Genomic DNA, 14,457 nt, shown 5'->3' with positions numbered 1-14,457 from the left:
AAATGCATATATTAACCCCGAATGCAATGGCTAAATCAGATCACGAAACTATAGATGCTGGTTTTCCAGAAATTTTATTAATGGAAGCAGCAGCTCGTGGAACAGCAGAATTGGCTGATCAAATTATTAAAGAATATTTTTTCTGCCAGGGCAATTTTTATAAGAGAATAGAAGATTTTGATAAAGAAAATATTAAAATTTTGATATTTGTAGGTAAAGGTAATAATGGTGGTGATGGTCTGGCTGCAGCCAGATTTTTAGCAAATTGGGGCTATCAGCCGGAGATTATTTTAACTACAACTGCAGATAAACTTGAGGGCATTAACAGAAAAAATCATGAATTAGTTTTATATAATGATATTAAATGTAATGTATATAATAATTTAAATAAAAAAACTATCGAAGAAAAAATAATAAAAAGTGATCTTATTATTGATGCCTTATTAGGAACCGGAATCAAAGGTGAGGTCAGAGGCAATGTCGGAGAAATTATCGCTTTAATTAATGATTTAAAGCAAAAAAACACAAAAGTATTAGCGGTAGATATTCCATCAGGTATCAATGGTTTAACAGGTTCAGTTTTAGGTAAAGCAGTTAAAGCAGATTACACAGCAGTAATGGCTGCTTATAAAAGAGGATTGCTTATTTTCCCTGGGGTTGATTATACTGGAGAAGTTAAAATTATTGATATTGGTATAAAGCAGGCTATATTAGCTAAAAATGCTGATGGCTTGCAGTTAATCACTGAAAAAAAAGCTAAAGAATTTCTTCCGCATAGAAAAAGAGATGGACATAAAGGTACATTCGGCAAAATTGCAATTTTAGCAGGTTCATGTGGTATGGATGGTGCAGCACTATTAACTGCTGATGCTGCTTTAAGAAGTGGCTCAGGGCTTGTTTATCTACTTTTGCCAGAGGAAATACAAAAGGAGTTGAGTGTAGAGCTAAGAGAGGTTTTAAGCAAAGATCTACCTTCTAAAAATGGAATTATTTCTGAAAAATCAGTTAAACCTATAATTGAATTTGCTAAAAAAGTTGATCTTTTAGCAGTTGGACCGGGGTTAGGTTTAAATAAGGCAACCCAAATGGTGCTAAAAGAAATACTGCAAAATTTAAATATACCTCTGGTTCTGGATGCAGATGCTCTTAATTCAATTTCTGATTTAAAGTTGTTAAAAAATTATAGTGGAGAAATATTATTGACACCACACCCCGGAGAGATGGCAAGATTAATAGATCTTCCAGCAACAGAAATAAATAAAAATAAAATTGATATAGCAAAAGAATTTGCTCTTAAATATAAAGTTAATCTTATTCTAAAAGGAGCATTAACCGTGATAGCTGCTCCAGATGGAAGAGTTTATCTTAATAATACTGGAACAAATGGAATGGCAACTGCTGGTAGTGGTGATATTTTGACCGGGATCGTATCTGCATTGATCGGGCAGGAAATGAATATTTTTAAAGCAGCAGCTTTAGCAACTTATGTCCATGGCAAAGCTGGAGAGATAGCTTCTTTAGACAAAAGTGATTTTGGACTTAAATCAGGTGATTTAATTAATTATTTGCCAGAGGTATGGAAGTTTTTAATTTATAACAATTAACTTTTTAGCTTTAAAATAAAATATGAGGAGAAAAAAGATGATTTTATCAGATAAGACAATTAAGAAGATGATAAAAGAAAAAACTTTAGTAATTGATCCAGTAGATAGTATACAGATCCAACCGGCTTCTGTAGATATGAGGTTGGGTAATGATTTTTTAAAAGTCAACGAAAATAGTCTTCCTTTAATGACCTTAACTGAGGAAGTTGGCTATGAAGAAGTAAGGGGGAAAGAAATAATTATTCCTCCCCATTCTTTTTTATTAGCTACAACTAAAGAATATATTAAACTGCCTGATAATCTAACAGCTTTTGTTGAAGGTAGAAGTTCTATTGGTAGAATGGGACTTTTTATTCAGAATGCTGGTTGGGTCGACCCCGGTTTTGAAGGCCAAATAACACTTGAATTATTTAATGCAAACCGTTTACCTATTAAATTAGAAGCAGAGCGAAGAATCTGTCAGTTAGTTTTTGCTCAAATGGATAATTCTGCTCAAAACCCTTATCGAGGTAAATATCAGGGGCAGAGAAATACTGTCGGAACAAAAGTTTTTGAAGATATAGAGAACACAAACAGTTAAGTTGGAGGTATAATGATGGTTACTTTAGTTATTTCGCAAATAGATAACAGTATTGGACCAGGTGATATTGTAGGAGCTTTTATAAATGAAGTAGGTACTGATAGTAATAATATTGGCAAAATCAGAATAGATAAAAATTCAAAAAAAGCAGAGGTAGAAGTTGAACTGGTTTCTGCGCCAAAAATTATTGAAGTTATGGATGGCAATCAAATTGGTGGAGTTAAGGTTAATATAAAGGCAAAAAATCCTGATGATTTAGTAGATAAAGAAATTATGGATTATTATAATAAATTTTCGGAGCTACTCGATTTAGAAAGAGAAGAAGAAATAGATAGACATAAATTAGAAATTAAATACTTAACCCCAAGTGAAAGACAGGCTAAGGGAAGAGCTATGCTTGATTTAAGAGGTAAAGATGCCGGCTCAGGTTTTGGCCATAAACCACTTGTAAAATTTAGTTCAAAATATTCTGGTAAAAAGTTACCTGAAACTGAAATAACGACAGGTGATTTAGTAATGATTAGTTTAAATAAACCATTACATCCTGATAATCCAACTGGAACAGTAGCCGAAAAAACAAGCTATTCTATAACAGTTGCTTTTGATAAACATCCACCAGAATTTATATATAGTAAAGGGGTAAGATTGGATTTATTTGTTAACGAAACAACTTTTGATAGAATGTTTTCTGCTTTAGAAATTGTAAAAAAACCTCAAAATGAAATTGAAACTAGAAAACGAGATATTTTATTAGCAAAAAAAGAATTTACAAATACAGCAAAAATCAGTTATAATTCTGATTTTCTTAATCAAAGTCAGATAAAAGCTATAGAGAACTCTCTTGCAGCAGAAGATTTTTATTTGATCCAGGGACCACCTGGGACTGGAAAAACTGTTACTGCAGTTGAACTTGTTCTTGAAGCGGTAAAAAAGGGTAATAAAGTTCTAACAACCGCTGGTTCTAATACTGCTGTAGATAATCTTTTAGAATTATTAATTGAAAAAGATCTTAATGTTGTAAGAGTTGGCCATCCAATTCGAGTTAATAAAAAATTAAGAAAGAATACTTTAGATGACAGAGTTTTAAAACATCACTCTTATATAGAAGCTGAGAAATTAAGAGATGAAGTATCTGATTTGATTAACAAACAGGATTCTTATATTTATCCAGGAGGTAAATACCGGAGAGGACTTTCGGATCAGGAAATTAAAGAATATGCAGAAAGAGATATAGAACATCATGTTCGAGGGATTAGTCCTAAGGTAATTAATGAAATGGCAAGCTGGCTTGAACTTCAATCTAAAATAGATAAATATTTCAAACAAATAGAGAAATTAGAAAATGAGGCTGTAGAAGATATCTTAAATAAAGCTGATGTAATTTGTTCGACAAATATAACTGCAGGTTCAGAAATATTAAAAGACTTTCATTTTAATTTAAGTGTTATAGATGAGGCTACCCAGTCAACCCAGCCTGCAACACTGATTCCTTATTTTATGGCAGATAAAAGTGTTTTGATTGGGGACCATAAACAACTTCCACCAACAGTTATTAACCAACAGGCTGCCAAAGGAGGTCTTGCTAAATCTTTATTTGAAAGATTATCTGAGACTCATCCAACTGATGCGCTTTCTACATTGAAGATACAGTATAGGATGAATAGAAAGATAATGGGTTTTTCAAGCCTTAATTTTTATGATGGAAGTTTAAGAGCAGCCCCTTCGGTTGCTCAACATAATTTAGGTGATTTAGGAGTTTACCCTCAATCAGAAAAGTGTTTTACCGAAAAAGCTTTAAAACCAGAGTATCCAATGGTGTTTTTAGATACAAAGGAGATGGAGGCTTCAGAAAGATCACTTAAGGCTTCAAATTCTTATGATAATCCAGTAGAATCAGAAATAGTACTGGATATATTAGATAGAGCAGCCATGCTTTCAATGGATGAAAATAACATTGCTGTGATTACTCCATATAAGGATCAAGTTGATCTTTTAAATCAGCATAATAATTTAACTGAGATAGAAATTGATACAGTTGATGCTTTTCAAGGTAGAGAAAAAGAAATGGTAGTTTTTTCTGCTGTTAGAAGTAATGATGATGCTAATATTGGTTTTTTAAGAGATCTCAGAAGGTTAAATGTAGCTTTAACGAGAGCAAAAAGAAAAATTATATTCATTGGTGATAGCAGTACAATTTGTCAGCATCAAAGTTACAAAAATTTATTAACTTATATTAAAAGAGTTGGTTTATATTATAGGCTTTAAAAGGTGATTTTCATTGACAGCTTTTCAAAACTAATGTATAATTAAAACAGAATAATTTTTAAGATTTTATTAATCTTTTTTACAATGAGGTGGGGTAACAGTGGAGAGGCTGCATCGTGAAAAAAATCTTAGTAAAACTGAAAAAGAAAAAATTATCAAAGCTATGATTAGTGGTTACAAAAAGATGGCAGAAGTGAATGAAGATTTCATTAAAAAGGTTTCTCTACTCGAAGATGGGGCTAAATAGTCTCATCTTTTCGTTTAACTAATCTTTGGGGGTGGAAGTTTTGGTTGAATTAAAAAAATTAAAAATAGAATTACCGCATAGGCTTGTCGAAGAAATCGAGAGTTATTGTAAACAGAATAATGAACCGCGCAATAATTTTTTGTTAAAGGCAGTGGAATTATATTTAAGAGAACTTAAAAAAGAAGAGGTTAGATCACTTCTTAAAGCAGGTTACCAAAAAATGGCCGGTCTAAATCAAAAATTAGCAGATGAGGGATTATCAAGTGACTGCTACTCATATTTATGTTATGAACAACGACTGGTGGAGTGTGAAAAAAATGAAAGTAAAAAGGGGTGATGTTTTTTACGCAAATTTAAATCCGGTTGTAGGATCTGAGCAGGGAGGTACTAGACCGGTTTTGATAATTCAAAATGATATTGGTAATAAATATAGTCCAACTGTTATTGTTGCAGCAATTACTTCTAGAATTAATAAAGCTAAACTGCCAACCCATGTTGAAATCCCTGCTGATTATACAAACCTTGATAAAGATTCAGTAATTTTGCTTGAACAGATTAGAACACTTGATAAAAAGCGTCTGCAGAGACATATTGCGCATTTAGGTGATGATGTTATTGAAGATGTAAATACTTCTTTAGAAATCAGTTTAGGTTTAATAGACCTATAAAAATTTAAATAAGTACTTGACATTGTGAAAAAAATATCGTATACTCTAAATGTATATTTTTTGTATATACAAGTGAGTTTATTCACTATCTTTTTCCAATTTCTTTTAATTGCATATTTACTCAAAATAAGTTATTATTTTATTATGGAGGATTAAAATGAAACTAAAAAAACTTAAATCTCTTTTGCAAACAAATACCATATTTGAGGAAGTTAATACAGCTGATGATTTAGAAATAGTAACAGCCTGTGGAGCTGATTTAATGAGTGATGTTCTGGCTTTTTCTAATGACAAGACCTTACTTTTAACTGGTTTAACAAATCCTCAGGTGGTTAGAACTGCTGAAATGGTTGGGATTAAAATCATAGTATTTGTTAGAGCTAAAGAACCACAGATTGAAACGGTTGCTCTTGCAAATCAATTAGATATTTTTCTATATTCCACAGCCAAACCACTTTTTGAGGCTTGTGGAATTTTATATAACAATGGGGTTGGAGCAGAAGAGATTAACTATCTATAAACTCCAAATCTATAGTTAGTCAGGAGCTGATTTTTTTATGAAAAAAGAGATATTGGAAAAAGAGATTGAAAGCTTTAATTTTCAAAGTGGTGGAGAAGCTTCAAGTGAATTAAAAAATATTCTCCGCAAATTAGGAGTAGACTCAAATATTATTAGAAAAACTGCCATTGTGACCTATGAATTAGAGATGAATGTAATTATCCATTCTTTAGGGGGCAAAATAAAAGCCAGGATTTCCGAAGAGGAACTTGAAATAAAGGTTTCTGATCAAGGTCCCGGTATTCCGGATATTGATAAAGCATTAACACCCGGTTTTTCTACTGCAAGTGATAAAATTAGGGAAATGGGATTTGGTGCAGGAATGGGCCTTGTCAATGCTAGAAGATATGCAGATGATTTTTCTATAGAATCAAATGAAAAAGAAGGAACAACTGTTAAAATAAAGATAATATTAGCTAATTAATTTTAGCAGGAGGGTTATAATGACAAAAAAGCATTCTGTGCTTCTAAAAGAAGAAAAATGTGAGGGCTGTACAAATTGTGTTAAAGGCTGCCCTACAAAAGCAATAAGGGTACATCAGGGTAAAGCCAGGATTAAAGAAGACCTTTGTGTTGACTGTGCAGAATGCATAAGGGTTTGTGAATATCATGCTAAATATAGCAAGTCAGATCAGCTGGATGAAATTATTAACCATGATTATCCAGTTTTATTAATACCACCAAGTTTTTACAGCCAGTTTTCAGCTGATATTTCTTCTGATAAAATAAAAGCTGCTCTTTATAAGCTAGGATTTAAAAAGGTTTATGATGTAGCAGATGCTGCAGCAGCTCTTTCCCGCCGAAGTTTAGAATTTATTAATCAAAATTCTAATAATTATGTATCTTCTTCCTGTCCTGCAATTGTCAGGTTGATTAAATTACAGTATCCAGATTTGATTGAAATGATTTTACCAATGAAATCTCCTGTAGAGCTGATTGCAGAAAAGGTCAAAAAAGAACTCATAAATGAGAAAGATATTAAAGCTAAGGTGTTTTTTTTAACTCCCTGTCCTGCTAAACTGACAACGGTTAACAGAGCTATTGGTCAGGAAAAAAGCTTTTTAGATGGAGCAATTGCCGTTGATAAGATTTATCAGGAAATCCATTCTCTGTTAGGTGAAATAAATGAAGAGGATATAAAAAAAGCAAATAAGCTTCCATTATCAATAGCCTGGGGAAAACATGGAGGAGAAGAAGGAATCCTTAAATCATGGCAGGAAATTAATACAATTAGTGTTTCCGGTATTAAATCTGTCAAAAAGCTTTTAGATGAGATCGAAAGAAATAATATATCTGAAGAAATTTCTTATTTTGAACTAACATCATGTGCAAATGGGTGTTTAGGTGGAATATTAAATGTTATTAATCCTTATCAGGCAGCTTTTAATTTAGAAAGTAGAATTAAAAACTTAAAAAATAAGCTTAATAAAAACAAATTAGATAAGATCAATAAAGAAGATCAAATTTATAATTTTGCACTTTCTAAAGAAATAAAAGCAGATAATATAGTGAAGCTTGATAAAGATTTTAAAATAGCAATGCAAAAGTTAGAACAGATGCAAAAAGAAATTGAACTGCTTCCAGGGCTTGATTGTGCTGCCTGTGGGGCACCAGACTGCAAAACATTTGCAGAAGATATAGTAAATGATCTTGCAGTAAGAACAGATTGTACTTTTATGTTGAGAAAAAGGATTAGTGATCTTGCAGGTGATCTTTGTGAGCTAGCAAATTCATTACCACCACTTATTAAAGGTGAAAAGGAGGAAGATTATGAATGTTAAAGAGCTTGTAGATAAGTTTAATCTCGAGGTAGTTGCAGGTCCAAGTTTGGACAAAGAAATTGATGGTGTATATATTGGTGATTTATTGAGTAATGTTATGGCAAGTGCCAAACAGGATAACCTCTGGTTAACTGTACAGGGCCATCAGAATGTTGTAGCAGTAGCTTTATTGGTAGATCTTTCTGCAGTAATTTTAGTTGAAGATTTTGATTATGATGAAGCTGCAGTAAAAAAAGCCTGTCAAAAAGGGGTAAATCTATTAAAAGCTAAAAGAAAAGCTTATAAATTAGTATGCAGTTTATGTGAAAGCAATATTTAAAATGATGAAATTTAAATCAGATCTTCATATTCATTCTGTACTTTCCCCCTGTGCTGATTTATTAATGTCACCAGCAGAAATTGTGAATAAAGCTAAAAAAGAGGGGATAGAAGTTTTAGCTTTAACAGATCACAATTCTGCAGCAAATGCAGAAGTTTTTAAATATTTTTGTGAACAAAACAATATATTTTTCATTCCAGCTATGGAAACACAGACTAAAGAAGAAATTCACATACTATGTTATTTTCCGAACTTAACCTCACTATTTAAGTGGCAGGAGATGGTTTATGCTAATCTACCTCAAATAGAAAATGACGAAGAATTTTTTGGTCCCCAAATAAAATGCTCTTTTTCAGATGAATTTCAAAGTAAAGTTTTACGTTTTTTAGCTGGATCATGTGAGTTGAGTTTAGAAAAGTGTTTAAAGATAATTTCTTCGCTTGGTGGAGTAGTTATTCCATCTCATATGGACAGGAGAAATAGTATTATCAGTCAACTTGGTTTTATTCCACCAGGACTTGAAATTGAGACGATAGAGATTTCTAAAAACACTAATAAAGAAGATTTTTTGAAAAATAATCAAGAGCTTCTTTCCTATCAGTTTATTCAAAACTCTGACAGCCATTATCTACAGGACATCAAATCCTATCATAGTTTAGTAATGGAAGAAGCAAGCTTTGCTGAATTTGTTAAAGCTATTAAAAAAGAAGAAGGCAGAAAGATTATTTTAAATGAAAACTAATTATCAAGGAGGCAATTATTGATGGCACATCTTAAAGGAGAAAAATTAGCAAAATATTTAAAACCTGTAAATGAGATCTTAGGGAGATATGAAAAAAAAGAAAGATATTTGATCCCAGTTTTACAGGAAGCTCAGGAAGAATATGGTTATTTACCTGAAGAGGTATTGACAGAGATTGCTCTTCGTTTAAACCTTTCTTTAAGCCAGGTTTATGGAGTGGTAACTTTTTACAGTCAATTTCACCAGGAGCCAAGAGGGAATAATATTATCAGAGTATGTATGGGAACTGCCTGTCATGTTAGAGGTGGAGGCCAAATCTTAAGTGCGCTTAAAGAAGAACTTGAAATTGATAGTGGTGAAACAACTGACGATTTAAACTTCACTTTAGAATCAGTCGCCTGTATTGGTGCCTGTGGTTTAGCTCCGGTAATCATGGTCAATGATGATACCCATGGCCGCTTAATCCCGGAAGAAATCCCTTCAATTCTGGCGAAATACAAATAAAATGAGGGAACTGTCATTACATATTCTTGATATTTTAGAAAACTCAAGAAAAGCAGGAGCAGATAAGATTGAGCTTAAAATATCAGAGGATCCTGGGGATAATTCCTTTGTTATTATTATCGTTGACAATGGTAAGGGTATCAAAAAAGAACTTTTGGAAAATATTACAGATCCCTTCGTTACTTCAAGAACAACAAGGGAGGTTGGACTAGGTCTTTCTCTATTTAAAAATGCTGCCGAAAGAACAAATGGTGATTTTAAGATTAAATCTGAGGAAGGACAGGGTACAGTGGTAAAGGCAGAATTTGAGTATGATAATATTGACCGAGCTCCACTTGGAGATATTGCAACAACTATCAGCAATTTTATTGCTGCAAATGGTGAGCAGCTAGAAATAATTTATGAACATTGTTTTGAGCAAGAAAAATTCGAATTTGACAGCAGGGAAGTAAAAAAAGAATTAGAAGATCTTTCTATACAATCTCCAGCTATTGTGAGATGGATCAGAGAATATTTGGAAGAAAATATCAAAGAAATCCGCGGAGGTGAAGCTTTTTAATGAAATCTTTAGCTGAATTAAAAGAACTGAGAGATAAAGTTCAAAAAGATATGAAAAAGCGTGATCAGGGAACAAGACCAGAAATAATTGTTGGGATGGGAACCTGTGGTATTGCTGCAGGAGCGAGAGAAATATTAAAAGCAATTTTAGAAGAAGTAGAAACCAGAGATATTGATGTAAGGGTTACCCAGACAGGCTGTATAGGTATGTGCGAAAAAGAACCTTTAATTGATGTAAGGATGCCTGGCAAAGAAAGAATAACTTATGGAAATTTAAGCAAAACTGATGTAAAAGAAATTATCAGCAAACATGTAATCAATGGCAATGTAGTACAAGAATTAGTAATCGCTAGACATAGTGAATAATTTTAAAGGAGGCATTTTCTAAATGAATGAGACTATTTATCGTTCCCATGTTTTAGTCTGTACTGGAACAGGTTGTGTTTCTTCTGGTGCAAAAGATTTAAAAACTATCTTAGACGAAGAACTTGCTGCTAAAGATATGAGTGGTGAGATTAAAATAGTAGAAACAGGATGTCACGGTTTTTGTGAAAAAGGGCCAATAATGATCGTTTATCCAGAAGGTGTATTTTACTGTGAGGTAAATGAAAAAGATGTCAAAGAAATTGTAGATGAGCATTTATTAAAAGGAAGAACCGTAGAAAGACTGCTTTTTAAGGAGCCGATGACAGAAGAGCAGATTCCTTCTTATCAGGATATAGATTTTTATAAAAAACAAAAGCGTATTTCATTGAAAAATTGTGGACACATTGATCCAGAAGATATCGATGAATATATTGCATTAGGTGGCTATGAAGCAGCAGGTAAAGCTTTAACTTTAATGGAGCCTCAGGGAGTAATTGATGAACTTAAAGAATCAGGATTACGCGGACGAGGTGGTGGTGGATTCCCAACTGGTTTAAAGTGGCAGTTTGCCAGAAATACAGAATCCGATAAAAAATATGTTATTTGTAATGCAGATGAGGGAGATCCTGGAGCTTTTATGGATAGAAGTCTTCTCGAAGGAGATCCCCATGTTATTATAGAGGGTATGATGATTGCAGCTTATGCTATTGGAGCAGATGAAGGTTATGTGTATGTAAGGGCTGAATATCCTCTGGCAATAACAAGATTGGAAAAGGCGATCAAAGACGCGGAAGAATATGGACTACTAGGGGAAAATATTTTTAATAGCGGTTTTGATTTTAAACTCCACATTAAAAAAGGTGCTGGTGCATTTGTTTGTGGAGAAGAAACTGCATTGATGAATTCTATTGAAGGAAAAAGAGGAATGCCCAAACCAAGACCACCTTATCCATCAGTAAGCGGTCTCTGGGGTAAACCTACCAATATAAACAATGTGGAAACTTTTGCTAATGTTCCATTTATTATTAATGAGGGATCAGAAGCATTTTCATCTATAGGAACTGAAAGTAGTGCAGGAACTAAGGTTTTTGCTTTAACCGGTAAAATTAATAATACTGGTTTAGTAGAAGTACCCATGGGAACAACTCTAAGAGAAGTGATTTTTGAAATAGGTGGTGGACTGGATAAAAACAAGAAATTTAAGGCTGTCCAGACCGGTGGACCATCTGGAGGATGTTTACCTGAAGAATATTTAAATCTTCCGATTGACTATGATTCACTTCTAGATGCTGGAACTATGATGGGTTCTGGTGGTATGGTTGTAATGGATGAAGATTCCTGTATGGTTGATGTAGCTCGTTTCTTCTTGAACTTTACCCAAAGTGAATCATGTGGTAAATGTACTCCCTGTAGAGAGGGTACAAAAAGGATGCTGGAAATATTAAACAGGATAACTACAGGTGAAGGTAGAGAAGGTGATATAGAATTACTTGAAGAACTGGGAGATCATATCAAAAGTACTTCTTTATGTGGACTCGGAAAATCAGCTCCTAATCCAGTTTTATCTACCATAACCCATTTTCGCAAAGAATATGAAGCCCATATACACAAACAAAATTGTCCTGCTGGAGCCTGTCAGGATCTGCTGAGCACTTATGTAATTACTACAGAAGATTGTATAGGTTGCGGAAAATGTGCAAAAGTTTGTCCTGTTGATGCAATTAGTGGAGAAATAAAAGGTATTTTTGAAATAGATGAAGATATTTGTATAGCTTGTGGAGCCTGTGAACCCGTTTGTCCAGTCGATGCAATTTCACAGGGTTAATCCTGATAATAGGAGGGAATTAAATTAATGGAGAATAAAGTTAAAATTGAAATAGATAATCAGACAGTAGAAGTTAGTGAAGGTAGTACTATTTTGGATGCTGCTAAGTCAGTAGGTATTGATGTGCCAGTATTATGTTATCACCCTGATTTAAGCACACATGGAGCCTGCAGAGTTTGTGTTGTAGAGGAAGAAGAGAGTGGAGAACTTCTTGCCTCCTGTGCTGCTCCGGTTAATCCAGGAATGAAAATTAATACCCGTAGTATTAGGGCCAGAAAAGCAAGAAGAAGAAATGTAGAACTTCTTTTAGCCAATCATCCTAATGATTGTTTAGGTTGTAATCGTAATGGCAGCTGTGAACTTCAGGATATTACCTATGACTTAGGTATTACCCAAGAAGATATAGAAAGAGTTTCTGGAGCAGTAAGAGAACACGAAATTGATGATGTGGGACCTGCTTTAAGAAGAGATTTAAATAAATGTATACTCTGTGGACGTTGTGTTAGAGTCTGTGAAGAGGTACAGGGAGTTTCTGCTTTACAATTTACCCAAAGAGGTTTTGATTCTGTAGTCACAACAGCTTTTGACATGCCACAAAGAGATGTTAACTGTGCAAATTGTGGACAATGTGCTTCTGTTTGTCCTGTTGGTGCTATTAATGAAAAAAGTGAAATCGAAAACGTATGGGCTGCATTAGAAGATGATGAAAAACATGTAATTGTTCAAACTGCTCCTTCTATTCAGGCTACCTTGGGTGAAGAATTTGATATTACAAACGGTACAGTAGTAACTGGAAAAATGGTTGCAGCTTTAAGAAGACTTGGTTTTGATAAAGTATTTTCAACAGACTTTGCTGCTGATCTAACAATATTAGAAGAGGGAAGTGAATTCTTAAAGAAATTAGAAGGAGAAGGAACATTGCCTCATATTACATCCTGTTGTCCAGGCTGGGTTAAATATGCTGAGCATAATTATTCTGACCTTTTAAACCATTTATCAACTGCTAAATCACCGATGCAGATGTTTTCTGCCCTTGGTAAAACTTACTATCCTCAGCAGTCAGGAGTTAAGGCAAAGGATGTTTATACTGTTGCTATCATGCCCTGTACAGCTAAAAAGTTTGAAAAAGATAGAGAAGAAATTAATGCAACCCGTTTTAAAGATACAGATGCAGTATTGACAACCAGAGAGTTAGCCCGCATGATTAAAGAAATGGGAATAAATTTCTCTAAACTAGATGATGAAGATTTTGATGAATTAATGGGTACTTCAACTGGAGCAGGAACTATCTTTGGTACTACAGGTGGAGTTGCAGAAGCTGCAGTAAGAACTGTTAAAGAAAAGTTAACAGGAGAACCACTGGAGCAATTAAATCTTGGTTTTAGAGGAGTTAATTTTGCAGAGGTTGAAATTGGAGATAGAACCGTAAAAATTGCAATTGCAAATGGCCTTGGTAATGCCGAAAAACTTCTAAATGCATGTAAAGATGGGAATTGTGATTGTGACTTCATAGAAGTTATGGCCTGTCCCCACGGTTGTGTTGGTGGAGGAGGTCAGCCAAGACCTGCAACATATGAAAAGAAAGTTAAGCGGGGTGTAGGTTTAAGTGGGATTGATGATAAAAGTGCAGTACGTAAATCTCACAAAAACCCACAGGTTATAAAATTATATAAAGAGTTCTTAGGTAAGCCATTAAGTGGAGAATCACATCACCTATTACACACAACTTATAAAAGCAGGCCTAAAAACTAAAGATAGAGATCTACATTCAGCACTTTGCTGTTGAATATTTAATTTGATTTTTTTACAAAGCTGTACTGTTTAAGCAATTAAATGGTACAGCTTTTTTTCTATCTGGAATTATAAATAATTATTTCTGTTAAAATTATTTTATTTGTATTATAATAAATAAAAGAGAGGGGGAGAAGAGAGAAATGTTGGATATGTTTAAGAAAAAGACAGAATATCTATTTGCACCATTTGCAGGCAAAATAGTTAAATTACAGGATTTAAATGATGAAGCATTTGCAAAAAAGATTTTAGGTGATGGTATTGCAGTTGATCCTGAAGAGAACATAGTAAAATCTCCTTGTGCTGGAGAAGTTGTGCAGGTATTTACAACCGGCCATGCCCTTGGAATTCAAACAGATTTAGGTTTAGAAGTTTTAGTCCATATTGGCATCAATACGATTAAACTTAATGGTAAAGGTTTTACAAAGAAAATAAAAAACGGGGATCGGGTTGAAGTTGGTACACCTTTGATTGAAATTGACTTAGAATATATTAAAGAAAATGCAGATGCGATATCTACACCGCTTGTGATTACAAATATGGATAAGGTTAAAAATATTAAAATACTAAAAAATGAGAATGTAGAAGCAGGGGAAAAGATAATCGAGGTGGAACTTTATTAATCTATAATGGCTTTTGCCTTTTTTA

The 14,457-nt window shown here is 33.5% G+C and carries 17 protein-coding genes; all 17 read left to right on the top strand.

The genetic code is table 11. From position 1 onward, the window contains the following. Window positions 1–2: 2 nt before the first annotated feature. The 17 genes from HALSA_RS09550 to HALSA_RS09475 all read left to right on the top strand — a co-directional run bounded on the left by HALSA_RS09550 (window position 3) and on the right by HALSA_RS09475 (window position 14,432). On the top strand, window positions 3–1,604 hold the full coding sequence (locus HALSA_RS09550) for a bifunctional ADP-dependent NAD(P)H-hydrate dehydratase/NAD(P)H-hydrate epimerase (RefSeq protein ID WP_013406366.1): 1,602 nt from the start codon (window positions 3–5) through the stop codon (window positions 1,602–1,604). 37 nt (window positions 1,605–1,641) lie between these two features. Beyond that, window positions 1,642–2,184 carry a dCTP deaminase gene (gene dcd / locus HALSA_RS09545; protein WP_013406365.1) on the top strand — a complete coding sequence of 181 codons (543 nt, stop codon included), beginning with the start codon at window positions 1,642–1,644 and terminating at the stop codon, window positions 2,182–2,184. Between the two features lie 15 nt (window positions 2,185–2,199). Continuing rightward, window positions 2,200–4,449, top strand: a complete 2,250-nt coding sequence (locus HALSA_RS09540; protein ID WP_013406364.1) for an IGHMBP2 family helicase — start codon at window positions 2,200–2,202, stop codon at window positions 4,447–4,449. Between the two features lie 100 nt (window positions 4,450–4,549). After that, complete coding sequence (locus HALSA_RS12840; RefSeq protein ID WP_013406363.1) at window positions 4,550–4,696, top strand: hypothetical protein; 147 nt, start codon at window positions 4,550–4,552, stop codon at window positions 4,694–4,696. A gap of 40 nt (window positions 4,697–4,736) precedes the next feature. After that, window positions 4,737–5,033 carry a hypothetical protein gene (locus HALSA_RS09535; protein WP_013406362.1) on the top strand — a complete coding sequence of 99 codons (297 nt, stop codon included), beginning with the start codon at window positions 4,737–4,739 and terminating at the stop codon, window positions 5,031–5,033. Next, window positions 5,014–5,364: a type II toxin-antitoxin system PemK/MazF family toxin gene (locus HALSA_RS09530; protein ID WP_013406361.1), complete on the top strand. Its 351-nt coding sequence runs from the start codon at window positions 5,014–5,016 to the stop codon at window positions 5,362–5,364. The genes HALSA_RS09535 and HALSA_RS09530 overlap by 20 nt, the downstream gene beginning before the upstream one ends. Before the next feature lie 157 nt (window positions 5,365–5,521). Beyond that, window positions 5,522–5,884, top strand: a complete 363-nt coding sequence (locus tag HALSA_RS09525; protein ID WP_013406360.1) for a hypothetical protein — start codon at window positions 5,522–5,524, stop codon at window positions 5,882–5,884. 37 nt (window positions 5,885–5,921) lie between these two features. Beyond that, window positions 5,922–6,347, top strand: coding sequence for an ATP-binding protein (locus tag HALSA_RS09520; RefSeq protein ID WP_013406359.1), 426 nt, complete (start codon window positions 5,922–5,924; stop codon window positions 6,345–6,347). Between the two features lie 19 nt (window positions 6,348–6,366). Continuing rightward, window positions 6,367–7,704 carry a [Fe-Fe] hydrogenase large subunit C-terminal domain-containing protein gene (locus tag HALSA_RS09515; RefSeq protein ID WP_013406358.1) on the top strand — a complete coding sequence of 446 codons (1,338 nt, stop codon included), beginning with the start codon at window positions 6,367–6,369 and terminating at the stop codon, window positions 7,702–7,704. After that, entirely contained in the window at window positions 7,694–8,023 is a 330-nt protein-coding gene (locus HALSA_RS09510) for an iron-sulfur-binding protein (RefSeq protein ID WP_013406357.1), read from the top strand. Before HALSA_RS09515 ends, HALSA_RS09510 begins: the two co-directional genes overlap by 11 nt. Window position 8,024: 1 nt before the next feature. After that, a complete protein-coding gene (locus tag HALSA_RS09505) occupies window positions 8,025–8,765 on the top strand; it encodes a PHP domain-containing protein (RefSeq protein WP_013406356.1) in 741 nt (246 codons plus the stop codon). A 21-nt stretch (window positions 8,766–8,786) separates the two neighbouring features. Further along, window positions 8,787–9,269, top strand: coding sequence for an NADH-quinone oxidoreductase subunit NuoE (gene nuoE, locus HALSA_RS09500; RefSeq protein WP_013406355.1), 483 nt, complete (start codon window positions 8,787–8,789; stop codon window positions 9,267–9,269). A gap of 1 nt (window position 9,270) precedes the next feature. Then, window positions 9,271–9,828 (top strand): ATP-binding protein, encoded by a 558-nt coding sequence (locus tag HALSA_RS09495; protein WP_013406354.1) that lies wholly within the window; start codon window positions 9,271–9,273, stop codon window positions 9,826–9,828. Beyond that, window positions 9,828–10,193, top strand: a complete 366-nt coding sequence (locus HALSA_RS09490; RefSeq protein ID WP_013406353.1) for a (2Fe-2S) ferredoxin domain-containing protein — start codon at window positions 9,828–9,830, stop codon at window positions 10,191–10,193. Before HALSA_RS09495 ends, HALSA_RS09490 begins: the two co-directional genes overlap by 1 nt. A 22-nt stretch (window positions 10,194–10,215) precedes the next feature. Continuing rightward, window positions 10,216–12,018: an NADH-quinone oxidoreductase subunit NuoF gene (gene nuoF, locus HALSA_RS09485; protein ID WP_013406352.1), complete on the top strand. Its 1,803-nt coding sequence runs from the start codon at window positions 10,216–10,218 to the stop codon at window positions 12,016–12,018. A 27-nt stretch (window positions 12,019–12,045) separates the two neighbouring features. Continuing rightward, on the top strand, window positions 12,046–13,770 hold the full coding sequence (locus tag HALSA_RS09480) for an NADH-dependent [FeFe] hydrogenase, group A6 (RefSeq protein ID WP_013406351.1): 1,725 nt from the start codon (window positions 12,046–12,048) through the stop codon (window positions 13,768–13,770). Between the two features lie 182 nt (window positions 13,771–13,952). Then, window positions 13,953–14,432 (top strand): PTS sugar transporter subunit IIA, encoded by a 480-nt coding sequence (locus HALSA_RS09475; RefSeq protein WP_013406350.1) that lies wholly within the window; start codon window positions 13,953–13,955, stop codon window positions 14,430–14,432. The last annotated feature ends 25 nt before the right edge of the window (window positions 14,433–14,457 follow it).

Origin of the sequence: Halanaerobium hydrogeniformans, assembly GCF_000166415.1 — a bacterium.
GTDB lineage: Bacteria > Bacillota > Halanaerobiia > Halanaerobiales > Halanaerobiaceae > Halanaerobium > Halanaerobium hydrogeniformans.
This window is presented reverse-complemented; position numbering and strand designations above follow the sequence as displayed.